Genomic DNA, 22049 nt, shown 5'->3' on the forward strand with positions numbered 1-22049 from the left:
GTGAACGGACTACACGACAAACTCCACGACCTCTACGAAGAGGTCGCCAAGCGCAACGCAGGCGAGACCGAATTCCACCAATCCGTGTACGAGGTCCTCAACAGCCTCGGACCGGTGGTGGAGAAGCACCCCGAATACGTCGACTCCGAGGTCATTCGGCGACTGTGTGAACCCGAACGTCAGATCATCTTCCGGGTGCCCTGGGTCGACGACCGCGGCACCGTGCAGATCAACCGCGGCTTCCGCGTGGAGTTCAACTCTGCGCTGGGTCCGTTCAAGGGCGGCCTGCGGTTCCATCCGTCGGTCTACCTCGGAATCGTCAAATTCCTGGGCTTCGAGCAGATCTTCAAGAACTCGCTGACCGGCATGCCGATCGGCGGAGGCAAGGGCGGCGCCGACTTCGACCCCAAGGGCCGCTCCGACGAAGAGGTGATGCGGTTCTGTCAGTCGTTCATGACCGAGTTGTACCGCCATCTCGGCGAGTACACCGACGTACCCGCCGGAGACGCCGGTGTGGGCACACGTGAGATCGGTTTCCTCTTCGGGCAGTACAAGAGGATCACCAACCGCTACGAGTCGGGCACCCTCACGGGCAAGGGACTGACCTGGGGTGGTTCCCAGGTCCGCACGGAGGCGACGGGCTACGGGACGATCTTCTTCGTCAACGAGATCCTCAAGGCCAACAACGACACGTTCGAGGGCAAGCGCGCGGTGGTGTCGGGTTCGGGCAACGTGGCGATCTACGCGATCGAGAAGATCCACGAACTGGGCGGCACGGTGGTCGCGTGTTCGGATTCGAGCGGCTATGTCGTCGACGAGAAGGGCATCGACCTCGACGTCCTCAAGGAGGTCAAGGAGGTTCGCCGGGCCCGCATCGCCGACTACGTCGAGATTCGAGGTGGCACAGCGGAGTTCGTCGCCGATCGCAATGTGTGGGACGTTCCGTGTGAGATCGCGGTGCCGTGCGCCACCCAGAACGAGATCAACGGCGACGAAGCGCTCGCGCTGATCCAGAACGGGTGCCGCGTCGTAGCCGAAGGTGCGAACATGCCGTGCTCCCCCACCGCGGTCAAGCATTTCGCCAACGCGGGTGTGACGTTCGCACCGGGTAAGGCGGCCAACGCCGGCGGCGTCGCCACCAGCGCGCTGGAGATGCAGCAGAACGCCTCGCGGGACTCGTGGACATTCGCCGAAACCGAGATGCGGCTCGAGCAGATCATGCGGCGCATCCACAACCGCTGCCTGGTCACCGCCGAGGAGTACGGCCAACCCGGCAACTACGTGGCCGGCGCGAACATCGCGGGTTTCATCCGGGTGGCCGACGCCATGCTGGCGCTGGGCGTGGTCTGACACATGATGTGACGCGCGTCACAAACTGTCACGCCCCGACGCCCGTCGGTGTCTAGAGGGCATGACTGATTTCACCGCACTCACAGACAAGGTCCCCACTACCCGAGTCGTCGTCATCGGCGGCGGTTACTCCGGAATTCTGGCGGCCAACCACCTGCGGCTACGCGACGACGTCGACGTCACGGTGGTCAACCCCAGACCGAAGTTCATCGAGCGGATCCGGCTCCACCAACTGGTCGCCGCCGGCTACGACGCCGGAGTTGACTACAGCACGCTGCTCGGCGAAGGAATCCGGCTCGTCGTCGACACCGCCACGCGCATCGACACCGCCGCGCGCGCCGTGCGCCTGGCGTCCGGGCGTGAACTCGACTACGACTACGTCATCTACGCCGTCGGCAGTACCGGCACGGTGCCGCAAACCGTCCCCGGTGCGGCCGAATTCGCCTATCCGATAGCCGAATTCGAGCAGGCGCAGCGGCTGCGCACCGTCCTGGAAGCGCTGCACCCCGCGGCTCCCGTCACCGTCGTGGGCGCAGGCCTGACGGGCATCGAGACCGCCTCGGAGCTCGCCGAGCAGGGCCGCAACGTGACGCTGGTCTGTGGCGGGCGCCTCGGGCCGTCGCTGTCCGAACCTGGCCGACGCTCCACCGCCAAGGCGCTGGCCAAACTGGGTGTGACGGTCATGGAAGCCGACGTGGTCACCGAGGTACGCGCCGACGCGGTGGTCTTCGCCGACGGTGCAGTGCGTCCGAGCGCGGTGACCGTCTGGACCGCCGGGTTCGGTGTGCCGGAGCTGGCGTCAGCGAGCGGATTGCGCACCGACGCGATAGGACGCCTCATCACCGACGAGACGCTGACGAGCGTGGACGACGAGCGTATCGTCGCGGCCGGTGACTGTGCGGCCCCGTCGGATCAACCACTGCGGATGTGCTGTGCCACGGCAACGCAACTCGCTCCGCAGGCGGCGAACACCGTGCTGAGCCGCATCGAGGGCACCACGCCCGCCGCGTTCGAGTATGCGTACACCGGGTCCTGCATCAGCCTGGGGCGCCGCACCGCGACGCTGCAAGTCACGCGCAGGGACGACACCCCGGTGAACGTCTATCTCGCCGGACGCGCCGTCGCCAAGTTCAAAGAGGCGGTCTGTAGGGGCACCCTGTGGGCGATGCGGCGCTCGGCCCGCAAGCCCGCCTGGACGTTCTGGCTCAAGGGCGGTCCGCGTCCCGCGCAGCCGGTTCCCGGGCCGAAGGTGGTCAGCAAGCCGTGACCACCACACCGGGCGAGCATGCCGAGCGGTTCACCGTCCTGCGGCCGCTGCTGTTCACGATCGCCTACGAGATCCTGGGCAGCGCAACCGAATCCGACGATGTACTGCAGGACAGCTATCTCCGCTGGGCCGAGGTCGAGCTGAGCACGGTGCGCGATACGAAGTCGTATCTGGCGCAGTTGGTGACCCGCGAGGCGCTCAACGCGCTGCGCGCCAGGTCCCGTCGGCGCGAGGACTACATCGGTCCGTGGCTACCGGAACCGCTGCTGCTCGAGTCGCGGGATGCGTCCTCCGATGTCGTGCTGGCCGAATCGGTGTCGATGGCGATGCTGGTCCTGCTCGAGACGCTGACCCCCGACGAGCGCGCCGTGTTCGTGCTGCGCGAGGTGTTCGGTTTCGACTACGACGAGATCGCGGGCGCGGTGGGCAGATCCGCGTCGACCGTGCGTCAGATGGCGCACCGCGCCCGTGAGCACGTCCACGCGCGGCGCAACCGGTTCGGTCCGGTGGACGAACGGCGCACCGAGCAGATCACCGAACAGTTCCTGGCCGCGGCGGCCACCGGCGACATGGAGGGGCTGATGTCGCTGCTGTCCCCCGGCGTCACGTGGACCGCGGACCACGGCGGCAAAGCCACCGCCATCCGCAGGCCCGTCGTCGGTGCACGCAGGGTGGCCGCGCTCATGGCACGGCTGTTCCAGGTGGCCAGACAGACACCGGAGATCCGTTTCGAGACGGCGGTCTACAACAGTGCGCCCGCGGTGGTCGTCTACACCGGCGACCACCTCGAGGGACTGTTCGTCTTCGAGGTGATCGAGGACAAGATCACGAACCTTTACGCGATGCGCAATCCGGACAAGCTGGCCGGCATCACGATTCCCCGCAGCATCAGCCGCCAGTGACCTCTGCCACATTCCGCGCCGAGGTGTCACACTGCGGACATGTCCGGTGTCTCGAGGTCAGACCGGCTCTGAGCCCAACCGCCACCCCCGGCGGCCCACGGCAGGCCGGATGACCGAGGAGATCGACATGACCGAAATGACCAACAACGTCGTTGTGATCGGTGGCGGCTACGCGGGGGTGATGGCCGCGAACCGGCTGGCCCCGCACGCCCGCGTGACACTGGTGAATCCGCGCGCCGAGTTCGTCGAGCGAATCCGCCTGCACCAGCTGGTCGCCGGCAACGACGACGCCGTCGCCGACTACTCGGCGGTGCTGTCGGGGGCTGTCCGGCTCGTGGTCGACGGGGCTTCGCGGATCGACGCGGCGGCCCGCGCGGTGACGCTGGGCTCCGGTGCGTCGTTGCCGTACGACTACCTGGTGTACGCCGTCGGCAGTACGGGCAATATCCCGGCGGCGGTGCCCGGTGCCGCCGAGTTCGCTTACCCGCTCAGTGAATTGGAACAGGCGCAACGGCTGACCGCCCGGATGGCCGACGTTCCGCAGCCAGCGCCGGTGGTCGTGGTCGGCGGCGGGTTGACCGGTATCGAGACCGCGACCGAACTCGCCGAGACCGGCCGCCCCGTCACGTTGGTGACCGACGTGCTCGGGCCCTCCCTGGCGGCCGGCGGCCGCCGATCGGTGACCAAGCGGTTGGTCAAGCTGGGGGTCGTCGTCGTCGAGGGCAGCGCGGTCGGGGAAGTCCGGGCCGACCGGGTGGTGCTGGCCGACGGTCGTGAGGTGCCGGCCGCCGTGACGGTGTGGACCGCCGGCTTCGGCGTGCCCGGTCTGGCCGCCGCCAGTGGCCTGGCCACCGACACGCTCGGACGGCTCCTCACCGACGAGACGCTGACCAGCGTCGACGACATGCGCATCGTGGGTGCTGGGGATGCGGCGTCACCGTCGGACCTGCCGTGGCGCATGAGTTGCCAGGCCGCGCTCCCGCTCGGCGCACAGGCCGCGAACACGGTGCTGGCGCGACTCGCCGGCGATGACCCGGCCGCGGTGAACCATGCGATGGCCGGGCAGTGCATCAGCCTGGGCCGCAACGCCGGCACGTTCCAGTTCGCCGACGTCGACGACACCCCGCGTCGTTGGTACATCGGTGGCCGCACGGGTGCCCTGGTCAAGGAGCAGGTGTGCCGTTTGACGCTGAAGTGGATTCGCGGCGAGGCCGACAAGCCGGGCTCCTACACCTGGAAGACGAACCCGCGCCGGGAGCAGCAGGTTGTCTCGACACAGGCGGTTCCGAGCCGATGAGCGACACGGGTGACGAACACGCCGAACGGTTCACGGTGCTGCGTCCGCTGCTGTTCACGATCGCCTACGAGATCATCGGCAGCGCAACCGAAGCCGACGATGTGTTGCAGGAGAGCTACCTGCGCTGGGCCGAGGTCGACCTTGCCGCGGTGCGCGACACCAAGGCCTACCTCGCCCAGCTCGTCACCCGTCAGTCACTCAACGCGCTGCGGGCACAGTCGCGAAGGCGCGAGGAGTACGTCGGCCCGTGGCTTCCTGAACCGTTGTTGCTCGATGCACACGATCCGGCATCGGATGTCGTTCTGGCCGAGTCGGTTTCGATGGCGATGCTCGTCGTGCTGGAGACCCTGAGCCCGGACGAGCGCGCGGTGTTCGTGCTGCGTGAGGTGTTCGGTTTCGGTCACGACGAGATCGCCGAGGCGGTCGGCAAGTCGGCGGCCGCCGTACGTCAAATGGCGCACCGGGCCCGCGAACACGTGCAGTCGCGGCGAAAGCGGTTCGAGCCGGTCGATCCCAAGGTGTCGATGGAGATCACCGAGCGGTTCTTCGCGGCCGCGTCCACCGGCGACGTCGATGCACTGCTGGAGATGTTGACCGACGACGTCGAATGGACAGCCGACTCCGCAGGCAAGGTCAGCGCGGCGCGGCGGCCGGTGGTCGGCGCCGACAAGGTCGCCAGGGTCCTCATCGGGCTGGTGCGGGTCGCGGGCGAGGCCGGCCGGGTGGAAACGGCGATGTACAACAACGCGCCCGCACTCAAGCTCTACCTGGGCGACCACTTCGAGGGGCTCGTCAGCCTCGAGATCACCGAGGGCCGGATCTCGCACTTCTACGTGATGCGCAACCCGGACAAGTTGGCCGGGGTGGACATCCCGCGGGAAGTCACGCGCAGCATCTGACAAGCTGAGTCGGTGCGCATCGACCTGCTCGGCGACCTCGGCAGCGCCCCAGCGGTTCTGCGCGCCGTCGGATACGCCGCGGCCGATCGTGGGCTGGCGCCGCCTGCCGCGCTGATCGGCGAGTGGTTCGGCTCGGGTGCGGTCATCGCGCCCTCTGTGAACGTCGCGCCGGTCGAGTGTTCGCGGGTGTTCGACGTGCCTGTGGGATCGGGGTCCGGGGACGCGGTGGGGGGCGGCTGGTTCGGCTATCTGTCGTATCCGGATGCGGCGGCCGACGGTCTCGGTCCGCGGATCCCCGAGGCTGCCGGCGGCTGGTCGGACTGCGTGTTGCGCCAGGACGGCGACGGGCGGTGGTGGTTTGAAAGCCTATCCGACGCAACGCTTCCCGATTGGGTCGCCGACGCGCTGCGAGTGCCGGCCGCCCCGCGGCCGTCGGACGTCGAGTGGGGTGAGGCCGATCGCGATGCGCACCGCCGGGGGATGCTGGACTGCCTGGAGGCGATCGCCGCAGGGGAGGTCTACCAGGCGTGTGTGTGCACGCAGTTCCGCGGCCGGCTCGAGGGGTCGTCCCTGGATTTCTTCGCCGACGCCGTGCAACGCACGTCGCCCGCGCGTGCGGCGTATCTCGCGGGAAGCTGGGGGGCGGTGGCGTCGTTGTCGCCGGAACTGTTCCTGCGCAGGCGCGGTGACCACATCGCGTCGAGCCCGATCAAGGGCACGCTGCCGCGTTCGGCCGATCCGGAAGCGCTGCGCCGCTCGGTCAAAGATGTCGCCGAGAACATCATGATTGTGGACCTGGTGCGCAATGACCTGGGACGGGTCGCCGATGTCGGCACGGTGACGGTGCCCGAATTACTGGTGGTGCAACCGGCACCCGGGGTGTGGCATCTGGTGTCGACGGTATCCGCGCGGGTGCCGGTCGATGTGCCGATGTCGACGGTGCTCGATGCGACGTTCCCACCGGCGTCGGTGACGGGGACACCGAAGACCCGGGCACGCCACCTGCTCGAAGACTGGGAACCGGCCAGGCGCGGAATCTACTGTGGCACAGCTGGTTTGGCTTCTCCAGTGGCGGGGTGCGAACTCAACGTGGCGATCCGGACGGTGGAATTCGACGCGTCGGGCAACGCGGTCCTCGGCGTCGGCGGCGGTATCACCGCCGACTCGGATCCGGATCGCGAGTGGGAAGAGTGCCTGCACAAGGCGGCACCGATCATTGGTACTGGCGACATCGTTCGACGAGTATCTCCGCCAGCCGTGCCGGCTCACTGACCATCGCCATATGACAGGTCTCCATCTCGACGATGGTCTGGACGCCACCGATCGCCTCGATGGCCTTGCGTTGGAACTCGCACGACAACGCCCGATCTCGTCGGGTCATGATCCAGGTTCGCGGTATGTCGTCCGTCATCCCCTGACGCGAAACTTTTTCGGCGAGGATGTGGGGTGACTCCGGATACAGCCGATCGGCCATGAACCGGCGTTGAGCGGCAGCGGTTCCGTTGAGGAAACCGATCCTGACCATCCAGGCGGGCGTCACCGCGATAATGGAGCGCTTCGCACGACGTCGAGCGATACGTGCGAACAAACCGGTGATGGTGTCCGCCAGGGCTTTCCCTTCGGGTGGAACGAACGCCGCCACGAAAATCATCTCGCGCACGCGGGACGATCCGAGTTTGGTGACGACGCCTGGAACGGTGAGTCCGGCCATGGAATGGCCGGCAATGACGACTTCGCTGCAACCAGCATCTTCGATGTCACGGACCACCGAATCGACGAAGTCGGCGATGGTGAGCGTGTGCAAGTCCCCCTGTTTCCCACGACGACCGGGCAGGTCGACCGCGACCACGGTCAGCTCCGGCTCTCGGCGATGAATCTCGTCGATTGTCAGGTCCCACGAGTCTGCGGCCAGTCCGCCGCCGTGAACCAGCACGAGTGCGGGCAGTGCCATGGCCGGACCCCCTCACTGCCGGGAACGCAGAACCGCATCGTAGAGCTCACGCCGAGACGGCGAGCCCGGATTCGCCGCGACCACCTCGGCGCACGCGTCCTTGACCCGCGCACCGCCGTCGACCAACCGTTGGACCGCGGCCACCAGTGTTTCGAGGTCGGCTTTCGGGACGGCGCCTGCCAGCACGACGGTGATCTCGCCGAGCACCCCGTCGGCGGCCCAGTCGGCCAGCTCGTCGAGCCGGCCGCGGACGATCTCCTCGTGCGTCTTGGTCAGCTCCCGGCATACCACCGCGCGGCGGTCGGGTCCGAGCACGTCGACCGCGTCGGCGAGCATGGCCGCCAGCCGGCGGGGCGACTCGAAGAACACACAGGTCCGCTGCTCGGTCGCCAACGTCGAGAGCCACGTCCTGCGCGCGGCCTGCTTGCGAGGCGCGAATCCCTCGAAGCAGAACCGCTCGGCCGGTAGCCCCGAGACCGCCAGAGCCGTCGTCACCGCCGACGGCCCGGGCAGGCAGGCGACTGGGAGCCCGGCATCGATACACGCCGTCACCAGGCGATAACCGGGGTCGCTGATCAACGGCATACCGGCGTCGCTCACCAGCAGCACCGTCGCGCCCGTCCGGATCCCGTCGAGCAGGCCCGCGATCCGCGACGCCTCGTTCTGGTCGTAGAGGCTGACCACCTTCGCGGTCAGCCTCACTTCGAGGGACTGGGCCAGCGTGCGGACCCGGCGGGTGTCCTCGGCGGCGATGACGTCGGCGCTACCCAGCGCGCTGACCAGCCGCGCGGAGGCATCGGAGGGCTGGCCCAGCGGCGTGGCGCCGATGAGCAGTCGTCCGGGGCTCATGCCGACAGCCTACGATCGCACTCGTGACCGCCCCCGCCACCAAAGCGCCGCGCGCGGTCCCGGTCATCAGCCCAGCGCCGCAGGTGCCCGCGGCGGACTTCGGCCCGGTCGACCGGCTGCAGGGCTGGGTGATGACCGTCGTCATCGCCGCGCTGGCCGCGGTGACGCGGTTCCTCAATCTCGGATCGCCGACCGACGCCGGCACACCGGTCTTCGACGAGAAACATTACGCACCGCAGGCCTGGCAGATGCTGCACAACCACGGCGTCGAGGACAACCCGGGCTACGGCCTGGTGGTGCACCCGCCGGTGGGCAAGCAGTTGATCGCGATCGGTGAGGCGCTGTTCGGCTACAACGGGCTGGGTTGGCGGTTCTCGGGCGCCGTGTGCGGGGTGATCGTCGTGATCCTGGTTGCGCGGATCACCCGACGCATCAGCCGTTCGACGTTGGTCGGTGGTATCGCCGGACTGTTGGTGATCGCTGACGGGGTCAGCTTCGTTGCTTCGCGGACCGCGCTGCTCGACGGATTCCTCATGACGTTCGTCGTGGCCGCGTTCGGGTGCCTGATCGTCGACCGTGACCAGGTGCGCGAGCGCATGCATATCGCCTTGTTGGAGGGCCGCATCGGCGAGACGGTGTGGGGGCCGAGACTCGGGGTCCGGTGGTGGCGCTTCGGCGCGGGCGTGTTGCTCGGATTGGCCTGCGCCACAAAGTGGTCGGGCGTGTACTTCATCGCGTTCTTCGGCGTCATGACGATGGTCTTCGACATCCTGGCGCGACGTCAGTACCGCGTCCCGCGGCCGTGGCTCGGCGCGTTCCGCCGCGACCTGGGCCCGTCGCTGTACGCGCTGGTGCTCATCCCGTTCGGTGTGTACCTCGCGTCGTACACGCCGTGGTTCGCCTCGGAGACGGCCATCAACCGGCACGAGGTCGGGCAGTCGATCGGCCCGGACAGCGTGTTGCCGATTCCCGATGCGTTGCGCTCGTTGTGGCATTACACGTATGCCGCGTACCGGTTCCATTCCGGATTGACCAACGCCGACGGAAACCACCATCCGTGGGAATCGAAGCCGTGGACCTGGCCGATGTCGCTACGCCCGGTGCTCTACGCGATCGACAACCAGGATGTGCCCGGATGCGGGGCGCAGTCGTGTGTGAAGGCCGTCATGCTGGTCGGCACGCCCGCGATGTGGTTTCTGGCGGTGCCGGTGCTGGGGTGGGCTGTGTGGCGGGCATTCATCAAGCGCGACTGGCGATATGCCGTCGCGTTGGTGGGCTACAGCGCGGGCTTTTTGCCGTGGTTCGCCGACATCGACCGCCAGATGTACTTCTTCTACGCGGCGACGATGGCGCCGTTCCTGGTGATGATGATCGCGATGATCCTCGGCGACATCCTGCACAAGCCGAACCAGAACTCCGAACGCCGAACGCTCGGGCTGATCGCGGTGAGTTGTTATGTCGCGCTGGTGTTGACGAACTTCGCGTGGATGTACCCGATCCTGACCGGCATCCCGATATCGCAGAACACCTGGAACATGCAGATCTGGCTGCCCAGCTGGCGCTAGCCGCTGGTGTTCTTTCGCGAGACGTACACCAGGGTCGTGTGAGCGAGTTATCCACAGCCTTGGTGTACGCCTCGCGAATCGGGGACAGAATTGTCAGCGCTTCCGGCCAGCATCCGTCGCATGGAAGAAGCATTCGTCGGCGGCGAACTCCTCGGCAGGGGTCTGACCCGAGGCCAGTTGCGCTCGCGTTACAAGCGCGTCAAGCCACGCGTCTACGTGCCCCGCGGTGCGTCACCGTCGGTTGAACTGGCCGCACATGCTGCCTGGCTATGGACAGATCGTCGCGGCATCGTGGCCGGGCGTGCTGCGGCTTCACTGCACGGAGCCCAATGGGTAAACCCCGACACACCGATCGACATGATCGGCCCGCGGGAGCGTCCACGCGTGGAGTGGTCATCCGAAATGAACGGATCGACTGGGACGAGGTCTGTGCGATCGGCGACCTTGCGGTGACGACGCCAGCACGCACGGCGCTGGACCTGGCTCGACACCTCAGTCGCGACGTGGCGGTCAGGCATCTCGACGCACTGGCAGCGGCGACCGGCCTGACCGTTGACGACGTAGCACCGCTTCTCGAGCGGTATCGCGGCTGGCGAGGGATGAAGCGTGCCCGCATCGCACTGGACCTGATGGACGGCGGTGCTCAGTCGCCCAAAGAGACGTGGTTGCGACTTCTTGTCGTCGACGCAGGGTATCCGCGGCCGCGTACTCAGATCGGCGTCAGCGACGGCGTCGCTGAGGCGATCCTCGACATGGGTTGGGACGAACCGATGATCGCTTTGGATTACGACGGTGAACAGCATCAGACGGAGCGGCGCCGATTCGTTCACGACATCGACCGCAACGCGCTCGTGGAGTGTCTCGGTTGGTTGGACATTCACGTGGTCAAGGAGCACAGCCGCGGGCTCATTTTGCACAGACTGCGGGAGGCCGCCGAGCGTCGCGGGTGGTTTCCGCTCGCGAAACGTACACCAGGGTCGTGATCGCGCCGATTCAGCGACCCTGGTGTACGTCTCGCGAAGTACCCGGCCCCAGCGTTGACCGCGGCGCTACAGGGGGTCGCGGCCGGCCGGGCATGACATACACCGTGGTCCGCCGCGGCCGGTGCCCAATTCAGACGCCTGGATCGGCAACACCTCGATGCCCGCATCCGCCAACCGCGCATTGGTTTCGACGTTGCGCTCGTAGGCGACCACCACACCTGGCGCGAGGGCGAGCGTGTTGTTGCCGTCGTCCCACTGTTCACGCTCGGCCGTCACCGGATCCAACCCCGTGGCGATGACCCGCAACCGGTCGATACCCATCGCCGTCGCGGCGGCGTCGACGAACGGTACCTCGTCGTCGATGCGCACTCCGCCGTTGCCGTCACGATGAATCGTGAACGCCGACAACGAGTCCACCACCGGCGGATACATTACGACCGCGTCGACGTCGACCATCGTGCACACCGTGTCGAGGTGCATCTGCGCTCGCGACTGCGCGATCGGCACAGCGAGCACGGTGTGGGCCAGATCGTCGTCGAACAAGCTGCGCGCCAACGCTTCTGCACCCGCCGGCGTGGTCCTCTCCCCCACCCCCACTGCCACGACACCCGGCGCGAGCAGCAGCACGTCACCTCCCTCGACGGGCGCCGACCGCGATTCATAGGCCCGCCGCACGCCGAGGAATCGCGGGTGATGCGCGTAAATCACGTCGGTCAGCGAGGTTTCGCGCACCCGCGCCGGCAGCGCCAGCGACGTGATCGCCACCCGCGGACCGATCCAGAACGACGAGTCGCGAGTGAACAACAGATTCGGAAGCGGATCGATGACGAAGTCGCCTCCGTGATGCATCCGCCGCACCAACGACAGCTCCGCACCCGAGAGCGGCAACTCGTTGAACGTCATACCCGCCATCAGCACGTGTGCCAGCGGCGCGGGCTCCAGCGAGCGGAGGTACGCCGAAAGTTCCTGCGCCAGAGGCAGACCCAGCCGCCGCGGATCGACGGCCGCCGCGATCCCGTGCATCCGCGCCGCGCCGCTGTGGGACAGCGCCTCGGTCAGCAGATCGGCAAGCAGCATCACCTCGACACCCCGGTCGACCAACAACGCGGCGAACGCGTCGTGTTCGGCCTCCGCCCTGGCCACCCACGGCAGTCCGTCGAACAGCAGCGCGTCGCTGTTGCGCGGCGTCAAGCGCTGCAACTCGGCGCCGGGCCGATGCAGGATGACCGCCGTCAGCCGACCCACCTCGGAGTCGCAGCCCAACGTCACATCTAGCACCGTAACCCGCAACCCCACCTCAACTATGGTTGATGTTATGGAGTTGATTTCCGAGCTGACTCCCGGCGAGATGTCCGCTCGCAGCGGTGTCGCTGTTTCGGCGCTGCACTTCTACGAACGCGAAGGCCTCATCCACAGCAGACGCACGTCAGGCAACCAGCGTCGCTATGCGCGTGAGACGTTGCGCCGCGTCGCCTTCATCCGGATGTCACAGCGGCTCGGAATCCCCTTGTCCCGCATACGAGAAGCGCTGGCCACCCTGCCCACGGACAGGGTGCCGACGAGTAAGGACTGGGCGAGGTTGTCGGCGGGCTGGCGCCAAGACCTCGACGACCGCATCCTGCACCTGCAACGGCTGCGTGACAATCTGACCGGCTGCATCGGCTGCGGCTGCCTGAGCCTGAAGACATGCGCACTGACCAACCCCGGGGACGTGCTCGCCGAACACGGACCCGGCGCAGCACGGCTCTGACGCATCGAACGTCTGTGCGATAGAATCGCGGCCATGGAGCTGGCGCTGCAGAGCTCGCTGTTCGAGCACGCCGAACGCCGCCACCTCGGCAACGGGGCCTGGATCGACTTTCGATCCGGGTGGTTGGACGATGCCGACTCGCTGTTCACAGAGCTGTCCGAGGTCATCCCCTGGCGTGCGGAGCGCCGACCGATGTACGACCGCGTCGTCGACGTCCCCCGCCTGGTCAGCTTCCACAACCTGGTCGACGACCCGCCTCCACATCCGCGCCTCAAGCAACTTCGCCGTCGCCTCAACGACGCCTACGCCGGTGAACTCGGCGAACCGTTCACCACGGCGGGGCTGTGCCTGTACCGCGACGGCAACGACAGCGTCGCCTGGCACGGGGACACCGTCGGGCGTAGCAGCACCGAAGACACCATGGTCGCGATCATCGGGCTCGGCGCGACCAGGACGTTCGCGCTGCGGCCTCGCGGGGGCGGCAAGTCGCTACGCCTGCAGCACGCGCACGGCGACCTGCTCGTGATGGGCGGGTCGTGTCAGCGCACGTGGGAGCACGCCATCCCCAAGACGGCGCGTCCTGTGGGCGTTCGGATCAGCATCCAGTTCCGTCCGCACGACGTGCGCTAAGCCCTGACCGCGTTCACCGCCGCGACCAGCAGGTCGCGGGCGCGTTGCGTGTCGACCTTCGCCACCGGCTTGTCGGGCAGCACCAACGGGTTCGCGGTGACGATCACCAGGAAAGGGCCGAAGCTGGCGAGATAGTTGTAGAGCTCGCCGGTGCGGGGCTTACCGTCCACCGTCGTCTGGACCACGCGGTGAGTTCCCAGCGTCTGCGCACCCTCGATCTGCGGTGCCTCGACGACCTCGACCAGCCCGCGCATCGCACCGCCCGCGAACCCGACCTTGCGGCAGTTTTCGGCGGGCGCGTTGACCGACGCGCTTTCCGACGTTTCGACGGCGATCGTGATGAACCGGTTGCCCTCGCCCTCGGCCGTCGTCGCCGCCATGTTGCCCTTGGCGCCCGCCGGGACCATCTGCTGATTGGCGAACGACGCACAGTCGGGTGGCTCGAACTTCACACCCGTGGGCAGTTCCTGGCGCGCGAGCAATCTCGGGTCGATACCGGTCGGGCCGACGTCGGTCACCTTGAAGTCGGGCCCGAAGCTCGCCCGCACATCCTTGACACGCCCGATGTCGGCAGCCGACAGGTCGTCGTCCGGTTGTCCGGTCGCGCACGCGGTCAATGCAGCGACGCACACCACCGCGACCAAGGCCCTGTTCGACATCGCCGCACAATGTACCGGCCAACGACGGCTCAGCCCCGTAGCGCGGACACCGTTTCGGTCATCAGATGGGCGGTGAAATCCGAACCGAGTTGGGGACCGGGCGAACCGGGGTCGGTGACGACGGCGACGAAGGCGACATGGTCACCCAGGTAGGCCGTGACGGTCTCGGCGTGCGACAGCGTTTCGGTGCCACCTTCGACGACGGTTCTGCTCGACGTCACCATCGCGATGGTCGATGCCGCGTCGATGGGCGGGGCGGGTTCGAGCGTGACGGTCCCCGTGGTGCGTCCGCCCGAAATGGTCCAGCGCCCGCACTCGTCGACCACGGTCGGGTCGAGATCCCCCGGCGTGGCTGCGACGACGGCGTACACGATGCCGCCGGGTCCCGACGCCGACCAGCCGTCGGTGCGAGTCGCATCCGCGGCGGGGTCGGCCAGCGCCGCACAGCGCTCGGGTTCGGTGGTCCACTGCGGACCGTATCCCCACGTAGTGACCGGGCCGACGGGGGCGACGAGGTCGGTCACCTCGTAGCCGGCGGGCAGGACAGCGCGCGCCCGATCGATTCTGGCCGGGTTGACCTGCGGGGGATTCTCGGATGACGACTCATCGGCCGGCGACGAGCCGGAATCGTTTCCGCATGCCCCGACGCAGACCGTCAGGACCGTGGCAGCGGCCGTGACGATGCAACGATCGACGACCCGTCGGCGATCAACAGGTAGTGACATCGACCCTCATGAATGGAGGCTGTCATGCGTGCTCTTCGAAGTGTGGCAGCAACAGCAGCGGTGGCGGGCGCCATTGTGGTGCCCGCGGGGATCGCCGCCGCACAACCGGTGCAACCGGGTGACGCGCCGCGGACGATCGCCGAGCTCGAGGACCAGGGCTACGACGTCGTCATCGACCGGGTCGGCAGCGCCCCGATCAACGAGTGCATCGTCACCAGCGTGCGCAACCCACAGGAGGTCACCCAGACGTTCGCGGTCGGCAAGGGTGAGGACCGGGAGTTCATCACGGTCGTGGTGAGCAGGTCGATCACCGTCTCGCTCAACTGCTCCCGCTGATTCCGTCAGGCGGCGGCACCCCGGCCGTCGGACTCACCGCCGGCAGGCCGGTCACCGGGATCCGAATCCGTCTGAGTTGCACCGGTTCCCGTCCGATCCGGCCGGTTCGCGGGTGACGGGCCCAGCCGCACCGGAGAGTCGAAGCCGATTGGTCCGCGCATCTTCGGCAACTTCGGGACATCCAGCTTGGGCAACTTGGGAAGCGCGGGCTTGAGGCCGACCCTTGGCGCCTTGCCGCTGAGGGCACCGTTGCCGGCCTTCTCGGCGCCCGTAGCGTCGATGCCCTCCTCGACCACCACTTCCTCGGGTTGCTTCGTGCTTGCTTCGCCGGGCGGTGTCGGGTTGGCGATGACCTGAACAGGCTGCTCTCCCAACGAATCCTGTTCGGTCCGGCCTCCGGAGGACGCTAGTTCACTTACCGGCGGCAGATCCTCGACGACGTTCCCCTTGTCCTGGTCGGCATTTCCCGAGCGTGCCCACGACATAGTCCTCGCAGCGGTGTCCTCTGGTGGATCGGGCAATTCGGGTCCACCGACGCCGAAGGGGCTGGTGGTCTCCTCGGTGCCAAGCGGACGGTCGCCGGTGATCTCCTCGATCCCGTCGTCGAGGCCGGTCGGAATGGATCTCACGAGGTTGATCGCGGTGCGGATCGGGTTCCTGAACGGAAGCAGACCCACCTTTGTCGCGACACCCGGGTTGACGTCGCGGGCATAGGCCCCCTCGATCAACACCCGCAGCGGTGCATCCAGCGCCGTCAGGATCGGCGAGGGCACGAATGCTTGGAACGGCATCAGGATCGGCAGGCGTTCGGCGGGGTAGAGGTAGTAATCGGTGTCGCCGTACGAGCCTTGGTAAACGGCTTCGCCGAAGTTCTCGTTCTGCAGATCGCCGTGCAGGTAGTAGTAGGCCGCCAGTGAGTTGGCGATGGCCAGCACGTTGGTGAGGCTGGCCGGTGCGTCGCCTCCCAGGAGGTCGTACTGTGCTGCGGCGTCGACGGTCGGCATGCACTCCCCACCAGCCTCGCATGAGTTCGTCGGGGTCGCGCCGTAGAACGTGATGCCGATGATCGGGATCGTGAGGCCTTCGGGGCCGCGCGCCAGGATGCCGCCGTTGGGGCGCATCGGATTGGCCAGCAGGAAGAACGACGTTTCGGGAGCGGGGTCTCCGACATTGTCCGGCAATCTCGGGTCAGCAATCAGTTCCCTTTTGACCAGCGAAGCCACCACGGCGCTCTGCGAGTAGCCGAAGATGACGTAGTCCTCATACGCGGACGGGGCGCCGGGTTTGGGCCCCGGCGGGTTCTCCACGTCGTAACTGGCGTCGGCGTTGTAGACGCAGTCCGAGTTCCCGCGAACGCACCCCTCGAGACTCATCACGCCTTCCCCGACCGAAGCATCGAAGGTCTTGTTGCCGAACACCGGGAAGAACGCGGCCGGATAGACGACCGCATAGACGTTGTTGTCGATGTCGTCGATGGGCCCGCCGTCGGCATCGGTGGGCGCTCCCGCAGCGGGGTTGATGAATCGGTTGACGGCGTTGCTCAAGTACTCGGAGATGTACGCGGGGTCATCCGGCGGGGAGGTCAAGGGATGTTCGGTCCCGCCCATGATCAACGCGCTCGCCGCCAGCTGGACCGCGGTTGCGGTCGTCCACGCCACGGCCACCGCGATCGCTGCGAACACCGCCAGGGCCATCGCCCCCAGCGAACGCAATGTCGTCTTCAGTCGAACACTCTGCCCCCGCATCGCGTCTCCCTCTCACCCCTTGCCGCTACCACGCGGAAACCTCGTGCCAGCTAACCATGCCGAAGCGCCGTAGCAAAGTTTTCGCACGAATTTCCAGCATGACCGAGGCGAAACGACGGATTGCGAGAAACACAGCACCTTCGTGCAGTCCCGAACCCGTAGCGGAGCTCTCATTATTCCGCCGGTGGGGAGTTGGGCGCGGGCAAGGCCTGCGGACCTGCGCCGTCAGGCATTGGCAAACCTTCCGGAGCTCCTGGGCAACTAGAGTAGTCGCGACCTCATTCAGCGGCGACATCGCCGCTGAACTGGTGCGCGAAGCGGCGATCAGACGACCTTATCCCCCGTCAAACCGGCTCGGTTTGGTTGCGTCGCGACCAGTTTGATGCGTTGAGTTGGATGTGGGCGACTGTCACGCGCGGTTAGGGGACAGAGAATCGACCGGTCCATTACTGGTTCGAGAGGCTAGGCGACTCCTCAAGCAAGACTCGCGCACGAATTCCATGGATTACCGGAGGGGCAGCATGTACTTCAGAGGCATCACCATGTTCACGACTGCTGTGCGTCCTTTTGGTCACCGCAGCGGCTCACTGCCTATGGTGACCTGATGGAGGGGAAGCCGTTCGGGCGTTATCGCCTCGAGAAATTGCTCGGCCGGGGGGGCATGGGCGAGGTATGGCGCGCGTACGACACCGCGACCAACCGCATCGTCGCCATCAAGCTACTACCGCCACACCTCGTCCACGACACGACATTTGCACAACGGTTTCGCCGAGAGGCAGAGACTGTAGCGCAGCTAAATAACCCGCATGTTATCCCAATCCACAACTACGGAGAAATAGACGGGCGGCTTTACGTCGACATGCGGTTCGTTGACGGCCGCGATCTCGAGGAGGCGCTCGCCGATGGCCCGCTTGATCCCGAACGAGCAGTGGACATCGTGGCGCAAGTGGCAGCGGCGTTACGCTCTGCGCACAACAGTGGGTTGGTACATCGCGACGTCAAGCCTTCGAACATCTTGCTCGACGAGGACGACTTCGCGTACCTCATCGACTTCGGCATCGCCCGTGGCGCCGAGCAGACAGCGATCACCAACACCGGCGGAGTGATCGGAACTTTGCACTATATGGCCCCGGAGCGGTTCAGCGGTGGCCGCATAGATGCCCGGTCCGACATTTATTCATTGGCGTGCGTGCTATATGAATGCGTCACTGGGAAGCGTCCATTTCCCGGCAACAGCCTTGAACAGCAGCTTGCTGCACACCTCTATACGCCTCCGCCTCGGCCTTCGACTACTCGCCATCTTCCGCCGTCCCTGGACGCGGTCATCGCCAAAGGCATGGCTAAAGACCCTAATGAGCGGTATGCGTCGACGTCCGAGTTGGCACGGGACGCGAAAAGTGCGATCAAAGTGCCGCTCGAAGCCCTGCGCGCGGTCCAGGCAACCCTCGCTGACCCAAACGCTACGCAAATGGCGCCGCCCGTTAGTAACTCGGCGGCGACCCAACATCGGCCAACGGCAAGACGCAAACAAGCACCCCCCGGTCGCGCGCTCACGTCGGAGTCGCATTCCCGTGCCCTGTGGCGACGTCCAGTTTTTCTCGTCTTAGCCGCCGGCATTGCGGCAGTCGCCCTCGCTGCCGTAGGAGTGGTGACGTTGAAAACGCAATCGCCGCAGGTCTCCGTCCCATCTCCTTCGGCCGAAGCCACCACATCGACAACAAGACCGCCATTTTCGGCGCCGGCATCGACCCCGTCGACTAGACGCTCCATACCTCCAACAGAAATCGGAGCGCAAGGCGCCAACTACACGATCGTCGACTACATCCGCGAGAACGACATCACGGAGACCCCAATCAAGCGCGGCGACCCCGGATCACCGACCATCGACCTGCCGTTCCCACCCGGCTGGAGCGATGCCGGGCCGCGCACACCGGAATGGGCCTACGGTGCAATCGTTTCCGATGACCCCGCGATGGCCGAGGACCCCCCGACCATCATCGCGCTGGTATCGAAGCTGACCGGCAACGTCGACCCGCCGAAGATTCTCGAATTCGCTCCCAATGAGATCAAGAACCTGCCGGGATACGATGGCGCACAGGAGGGTTCGCCGTCCACCCTCTCCGATTTCAAAGCGGTGCAGATCGGCGGCACGTACACCAAAGACGGTGTCCTACGGGCGATTGCGCAGAAGACCGTCGTGATCCCCGGACAAGACGGGCTGTATGTCCTGCAACTCAACGCCGACGGTCGCGAGGATCAGATGACGGCTTTGATGGAGGCGACGTCCGTCATCGACGAACAAACCAAGATCACGCCCTGACTCAGGCGCGCGAGACCGCCGACGCGGCCATGACCTGTTCATCCGTCGGCCGAACCCCGGTGTAGCGCTCGAACTGCTCGGCGGCCTGCAGTGCGATCACCTCAGCGCCGGTGATCACGCCGACGCCTTCCTCGCGCGAAGCCTTGATGAGCGGGGTCTCGGATGGCATCGCGACCGCATCGAAGACGGTGTGCGCGTTGGCGATGGCTTCTTTACCGAAGGCCATTCCGCGGGCCTCGTGCCCGCCGGCCATCCCCACAGGGGTGACGTTGACCAGTACGTCCGCAGTGTGCGCACCGACCTCGGAGAGGTAGTCGTAGCCGAGCCTGTCGGCCAGCGAACGTCCGGTCTCGGGATTGCGGGCCACGATGGTGCCACGCTCGAAACCGGCGTCGCAGAACGCGGCCGCGACCGCACTGGCCATCCCACCGCTGCCGTATACGAGAACGGACTGCGACGGTTGCAACCCGTGTTCGGCGATAAGAGCCTGCACCGCAAGGTAATCGGTGTTCGACGCGGTGAGCCGACCGTCGTCGTTGACGATGGTGTTAACGGCGCGAATGGAGCGGGCCGACTGCTCGATCTCATCGACCAGCGCCAGCACGTCGTGCTTGAACGGCATCGACACCGAACAACCGCGGATGCCCAGCGCCCGCACCCCTCCGATCGCCGCGGCGATATCCGTTGTGGTGAAAGCCTTGTAGATGAAGTCGAGGCCGAGCAGATCGTAGAGGTAGTTGTGGAACCGGGTGCCGATGTTGCTCGGCCGTCCCGCCAGCGAGATGCACAGCCTGGTGTCCTTGGACAGCGGTACCCGCATCAGCCGACCGCCCGCACGACCTGCGTGGCCATATCGCGGATCTGCTTGGTCAGTTCCGCCGAGAACGGCGGATCGGTCGGGCGAGGCACGTCGATGGTCGTGGTGACCACCCCGGGGTCGTCTCGCTGCCAGTGTGCGCCGTGACGGGTGAGGATGGTGCGCATCGAGTAGTTGTCGGTGAGCACTCGTGCGGTAAAGCGTTGGACCCCAAGATATTTCGCGGTGATTGCGAGCGCCCCCATGAGGAACGATCCGATGCCCTTGTTCTGGTAGGCGTCGGCGACGATGAACGCGAGCTCGGCGACGGCAGGATCCGCCTCGTCGCGAACGAGACGCGCATCCGCGACCACGGGGCCATCCGGTCCGTCGGTCATCACCCAGACGAAGTGGTGTTCGTAATCGACCTCGAACAGGTACCGCATCAACGACTTGCTCGGAACGAGCACCGATTGGAAACGCCGGTACAGCGTCTCGCTGGAGAATTCGGCGGGACCCGTGGATGTCCGTTCGCTGTCGCCCGGCAGCACCGGCCGCAAGAACAACTCCGTTCCGTCACGCATCCGGACCGGAACCGGACTGACGTACGCGGCGAGGCGCTGTCGGGCGGTGCTCAGCAGCCGGTCGAGCATGCCCGGAATCTCGAGCAGGGTCGCGAACGCCTCGCGTCCCCCGACCCAACCGCGCACCGGTGCGGAGGCGATCACCGTCGCTGTGCGGGTCGTGTCGCGCAGCAATGCGATCTCGCCGACGATCATTCCGGGCGTCAGCCTCGCGACGGTGTCGTGTCCGTCGTCTCCGATATGCGTGACCTCGGCCGCGCCGGAGCCGATCAACAGGAAGGACAGCGCGAGTTCGCCCTGATGCATGAGCACCTGCCCGGAGGCCGCGTTCAGAGGCGTCAGCTGGGCCGCGAGCGGTACGAGATCCTCGGCCCGATAGCCACCGAAAACCTCCAGCGCAGTGAGTTCGTCGGCGCGAACGCCGGTCAGGCCGGCCACCTCACGAGGCTACGGGCTGCTTGTCGCCGCGAGCAAGAAGCGCAGGAGCACCAGCTCCGGGCGATCGGGCGGCAATCACCGAATCGAGCGATCAGCAAACCGTGGATGTTGGCGCGGGTCGGCCACGGCGCTCCGCTACCCGTCGGAAGACAAGTCGCTACATGATGTGCTGCATCGATGTACTCCGCGGCCGCCCGCAACCTCAAATTAGCACAACATCTGAACACCTAGACAGGTATTGGTCTCGCGCATAGGCTGCGCGGAGGCCCTTCTGCGTGAGCCGAAGCCACTGTGAAATCCGGCCCAGCGCGGGTACACAGCGTCGACCCCCTTCAGAAAGGATGTTCATGGCCGAGTACACACTGCCTGACCTCGACTACGACTACGGCGCCCTGGAGCCGCACATCTCGGGCCAGATCAACGAGATCCACCACAGCAAGCACCACGCCACCTATGTCAAGGGCGTCAACGACGCGGTCGCCAAACTCGAAGAGGCCCGCGCCAACGGCGACCACGCCGCGATCTTCCTCAACGAGAAGAATCTTGCGTTCCACCTCGGTGGGCACGTCAATCACACGATCTGGTGGAAGAACCTCTCACCGAACGGCGGTGACAAGCCGACCGGAGAGCTGGCCGCCGCAATCGACGACCAGTTCGGGTCGTTCGACAAGTTCCAGGCGCAGTTCGCCGCCGCCGCCAACGGCTTGCAGGGTTCGGGCTGGGGTGTACTCGGCTATGACAGCCTCGGGCAGCGGCTGCTCACCTTCCAGCTCTACGACCAGCAGGCCAACGTTCCGCTGGGCATCATCCCCCTACTGCAGGTCGATATGTGGGAGCACGCGTACTACCTGCAGTACAAGAATGTGAAGGCCGATTACGTCAAGGCATTCTGGAACGTGGTCAATTGGGAGGACGTCCAGAACCGGTTCGCCGCGGCCACCAGCAAGGCATCCGGGCTCATCTTCTAGTCTCTAGCGGGGCGGCCTCGCGTGCCGCCACGGCG

21 protein-coding genes are annotated in these 22049 nt (G+C 66.4%); 13 read left to right on the plus strand and 8 right to left on the minus strand.

The genetic code is table 11. The features are described from left to right. From gdhA to AU198_RS21390, 6 genes are all read left to right on the plus strand, one after another. Window positions 1-1350, plus strand: a complete 1350-nt coding sequence (gene gdhA / locus AU198_RS21365) for an NADP-specific glutamate dehydrogenase (protein ID WP_064350572.1) — start codon at window positions 1-3, stop codon at window positions 1348-1350. A gap of 61 nt (window positions 1351-1411) precedes the next feature. After that, window positions 1412-2617, plus strand: coding sequence for an NAD(P)/FAD-dependent oxidoreductase (locus tag AU198_RS21370; RefSeq protein WP_064350573.1), 1206 nt, complete (start codon window positions 1412-1414; stop codon window positions 2615-2617). Then, window positions 2614-3519, plus strand: coding sequence for an RNA polymerase sigma factor SigJ (gene sigJ / locus AU198_RS21375; RefSeq protein WP_064350574.1), 906 nt, complete (start codon window positions 2614-2616; stop codon window positions 3517-3519). Before AU198_RS21370 ends, sigJ begins: the two co-directional genes overlap by 4 nt. 127 nt (window positions 3520-3646) lie before the next feature. Next, the gene (locus AU198_RS21380) at window positions 3647-4816 is read left to right on the plus strand and encodes an NAD(P)/FAD-dependent oxidoreductase (RefSeq protein ID WP_064350713.1); all 1170 of its coding nucleotides are present in this window, start codon (window positions 3647-3649) and stop codon (window positions 4814-4816) included. After that, a complete protein-coding gene (locus AU198_RS21385) occupies window positions 4813-5715 on the plus strand; it encodes an RNA polymerase sigma-70 factor (RefSeq protein WP_064350575.1) in 903 nt (300 codons plus the stop codon). Before AU198_RS21380 ends, AU198_RS21385 begins: the two co-directional genes overlap by 4 nt. A 12-nt stretch (window positions 5716-5727) precedes the next feature. Then, the gene (locus AU198_RS21390) at window positions 5728-6987 is read left to right on the plus strand and encodes an aminodeoxychorismate synthase component I (RefSeq protein ID WP_064350576.1); all 1260 of its coding nucleotides are present in this window, start codon (window positions 5728-5730) and stop codon (window positions 6985-6987) included. Here AU198_RS21390 and AU198_RS21395 read toward each other — a convergent pair. Both AU198_RS21395 and rsmI read right to left on the minus strand, forming a co-directional pair. Beyond that, a complete protein-coding gene (locus AU198_RS21395) occupies window positions 6929-7666 on the minus strand; it encodes an alpha/beta fold hydrolase (protein WP_064350577.1) in 738 nt (245 codons plus the stop codon). The genes AU198_RS21390 and AU198_RS21395 overlap by 59 nt on opposite strands. 12 nt (window positions 7667-7678) lie before the next feature. Continuing rightward, window positions 7679-8515 carry a 16S rRNA (cytidine(1402)-2'-O)-methyltransferase gene (rsmI, locus tag AU198_RS21400; protein WP_064350578.1) on the minus strand — a complete coding sequence of 279 codons (837 nt, stop codon included), beginning with the start codon at window positions 8513-8515 and terminating at the stop codon, window positions 7679-7681. Window positions 8516-8538: 23 nt separating this feature from the next. Between rsmI and AU198_RS21405 the strand changes: the two genes are divergently transcribed. Both AU198_RS21405 and AU198_RS21410 read left to right on the plus strand, forming a co-directional pair. Then, window positions 8539-10080 carry a dolichyl-phosphate-mannose--protein mannosyltransferase gene (locus AU198_RS21405; RefSeq protein ID WP_064350579.1) on the plus strand — a complete coding sequence of 514 codons (1542 nt, stop codon included), beginning with the start codon at window positions 8539-8541 and terminating at the stop codon, window positions 10078-10080. Between the two features lie 329 nt (window positions 10081-10409). Then, window positions 10410-11063 (plus strand): hypothetical protein, encoded by a 654-nt coding sequence (locus tag AU198_RS21410; RefSeq protein ID WP_353612096.1) that lies wholly within the window; start codon window positions 10410-10412, stop codon window positions 11061-11063. A gap of 66 nt (window positions 11064-11129) precedes the next feature. On the opposite strand, the gene arcA is transcribed toward AU198_RS21410, so the two are convergent. Further along, entirely contained in the window at window positions 11130-12341 is a 1212-nt protein-coding gene (gene arcA / locus AU198_RS21415; RefSeq protein WP_197416190.1) for an arginine deiminase, read from the minus strand. A 37-nt stretch (window positions 12342-12378) separates the two neighbouring features. Between arcA and soxR the strand changes: the two genes are divergently transcribed. Continuing rightward, window positions 12379-12813, plus strand: coding sequence for a redox-sensitive transcriptional activator SoxR (soxR, locus tag AU198_RS21420; protein WP_064350581.1), 435 nt, complete (start codon window positions 12379-12381; stop codon window positions 12811-12813). 33 nt (window positions 12814-12846) lie between these two features. Next, on the plus strand, window positions 12847-13443 hold the full coding sequence (locus AU198_RS21425) for an alpha-ketoglutarate-dependent dioxygenase AlkB (protein WP_064350582.1): 597 nt from the start codon (window positions 12847-12849) through the stop codon (window positions 13441-13443). On the opposite strand, the gene AU198_RS21430 is transcribed toward AU198_RS21425, so the two are convergent. Together AU198_RS21430 and AU198_RS21435 are read right to left on the minus strand one after the other, a co-directional pair. After that, window positions 13440-14102: a DUF5642 family protein gene (locus AU198_RS21430; protein WP_064350583.1), complete on the minus strand. Its 663-nt coding sequence runs from the start codon at window positions 14100-14102 to the stop codon at window positions 13440-13442. The genes AU198_RS21425 and AU198_RS21430 overlap by 4 nt on opposite strands. Window positions 14103-14131: 29 nt before the next feature. Next, on the minus strand, window positions 14132-14827 hold the full coding sequence (locus AU198_RS21435; RefSeq protein WP_197416185.1) for a DUF5642 family protein: 696 nt from the start codon (window positions 14825-14827) through the stop codon (window positions 14132-14134). A gap of 24 nt (window positions 14828-14851) precedes the next feature. Here AU198_RS21435 and AU198_RS21440 point away from each other — a divergent pair, with 24 nt between their 5' ends. Next, entirely contained in the window at window positions 14852-15163 is a 312-nt protein-coding gene (locus tag AU198_RS21440) for a hypothetical protein (protein ID WP_064350715.1), read from the plus strand. 5 nt (window positions 15164-15168) lie between these two features. On the opposite strand, the gene AU198_RS21445 is transcribed toward AU198_RS21440, so the two are convergent. Then, on the minus strand, window positions 15169-16908 hold the full coding sequence (locus AU198_RS21445) for a PE-PPE domain-containing protein (RefSeq protein ID WP_231744745.1): 1740 nt from the start codon (window positions 16906-16908) through the stop codon (window positions 15169-15171). A 604-nt stretch (window positions 16909-17512) separates the two neighbouring features. Here AU198_RS21445 and lpqN point away from each other — a divergent pair. Beyond that, window positions 17513-19228, plus strand: coding sequence for an envelope biogenesis lipoprotein LpqN (lpqN, locus tag AU198_RS26735; protein ID WP_231744746.1), 1716 nt, complete (start codon window positions 17513-17515; stop codon window positions 19226-19228). A 1-nt stretch (window position 19229) separates the two neighbouring features. Here lpqN and AU198_RS21455 read toward each other — a convergent pair whose 3' ends face one another. Beyond that, window positions 19230-20048: a shikimate 5-dehydrogenase gene (locus tag AU198_RS21455; protein ID WP_197416186.1), complete on the minus strand. Its 819-nt coding sequence runs from the start codon at window positions 20046-20048 to the stop codon at window positions 19230-19232. Then, window positions 20048-21046: an acetyltransferase Pat gene (gene pat, locus AU198_RS21460; RefSeq protein ID WP_064350586.1), complete on the minus strand. Its 999-nt coding sequence runs from the start codon at window positions 21044-21046 to the stop codon at window positions 20048-20050. The genes AU198_RS21455 and pat overlap by 1 nt, the downstream gene beginning before the upstream one ends. Before the next feature lie 347 nt (window positions 21047-21393). Here pat and AU198_RS21465 point away from each other — a divergent pair, with 347 nt between their 5' ends. After that, window positions 21394-22014 carry a superoxide dismutase gene (locus AU198_RS21465; RefSeq protein WP_064350717.1) on the plus strand — a complete coding sequence of 207 codons (621 nt, stop codon included), beginning with the start codon at window positions 21394-21396 and terminating at the stop codon, window positions 22012-22014. Window positions 22015-22049 lie beyond the last annotated feature (35 nt).

This window comes from Mycobacterium sp. GA-1199, assembly GCF_001500045.1.
GTDB lineage: Bacteria > Actinomycetota > Actinomycetes > Mycobacteriales > Mycobacteriaceae > Mycobacterium.

Coding starts and splice junctions, on each gene's coding strand:
- AU198_RS21455 (WP_197416186.1), bottom strand. CDS start 20,048: ATGCGGGTACCGCTGTCCAAGGACACCAGGCTGTGCATCTCGCTGGCG.
- AU198_RS21385 (WP_064350575.1), top strand. CDS start 4,813: ATGAGCGACACGGGTGACGAACACGCCGAACGGTTCACGGTGCTGCGT.
- AU198_RS21465 (WP_064350717.1), top strand. CDS start 21,394: ATGGCCGAGTACACACTGCCTGACCTCGACTACGACTACGGCGCCCTG.
- AU198_RS21430 (WP_064350583.1), bottom strand. CDS start 14,102: ATGTCGAACAGGGCCTTGGTCGCGGTGGTGTGCGTCGCTGCATTGACC.
- lpqN (WP_231744746.1), top strand. CDS start 17,513: ATGGAGGGGAAGCCGTTCGGGCGTTATCGCCTCGAGAAATTGCTCGGC.
- AU198_RS21445 (WP_231744745.1), bottom strand. CDS start 16,908: ATGCGGGGGCAGAGTGTTCGACTGAAGACGACATTGCGTTCGCTGGGG.
- AU198_RS21425 (WP_064350582.1), top strand. CDS start 12,847: ATGGAGCTGGCGCTGCAGAGCTCGCTGTTCGAGCACGCCGAACGCCGC.
- AU198_RS21410 (WP_353612096.1), top strand. CDS start 10,410: ATGGGTAAACCCCGACACACCGATCGACATGATCGGCCCGCGGGAGCG.
- soxR (WP_064350581.1), top strand. CDS start 12,379: ATGGAGTTGATTTCCGAGCTGACTCCCGGCGAGATGTCCGCTCGCAGC.
- AU198_RS21370 (WP_064350573.1), top strand. CDS start 1,412: ATGACTGATTTCACCGCACTCACAGACAAGGTCCCCACTACCCGAGTC.
- AU198_RS21380 (WP_064350713.1), top strand. CDS start 3,647: ATGACCGAAATGACCAACAACGTCGTTGTGATCGGTGGCGGCTACGCG.
- AU198_RS21440 (WP_064350715.1), top strand. CDS start 14,852: ATGCGTGCTCTTCGAAGTGTGGCAGCAACAGCAGCGGTGGCGGGCGCC.
- AU198_RS21395 (WP_064350577.1), bottom strand. CDS start 7,666: ATGGCACTGCCCGCACTCGTGCTGGTTCACGGCGGCGGACTGGCCGCA.
- rsmI (WP_064350578.1), bottom strand. CDS start 8,515: ATGAGCCCCGGACGACTGCTCATCGGCGCCACGCCGCTGGGCCAGCCC.
- AU198_RS21435 (WP_197416185.1), bottom strand. CDS start 14,827: ATGTCACTACCTGTTGATCGCCGACGGGTCGTCGATCGTTGCATCGTC.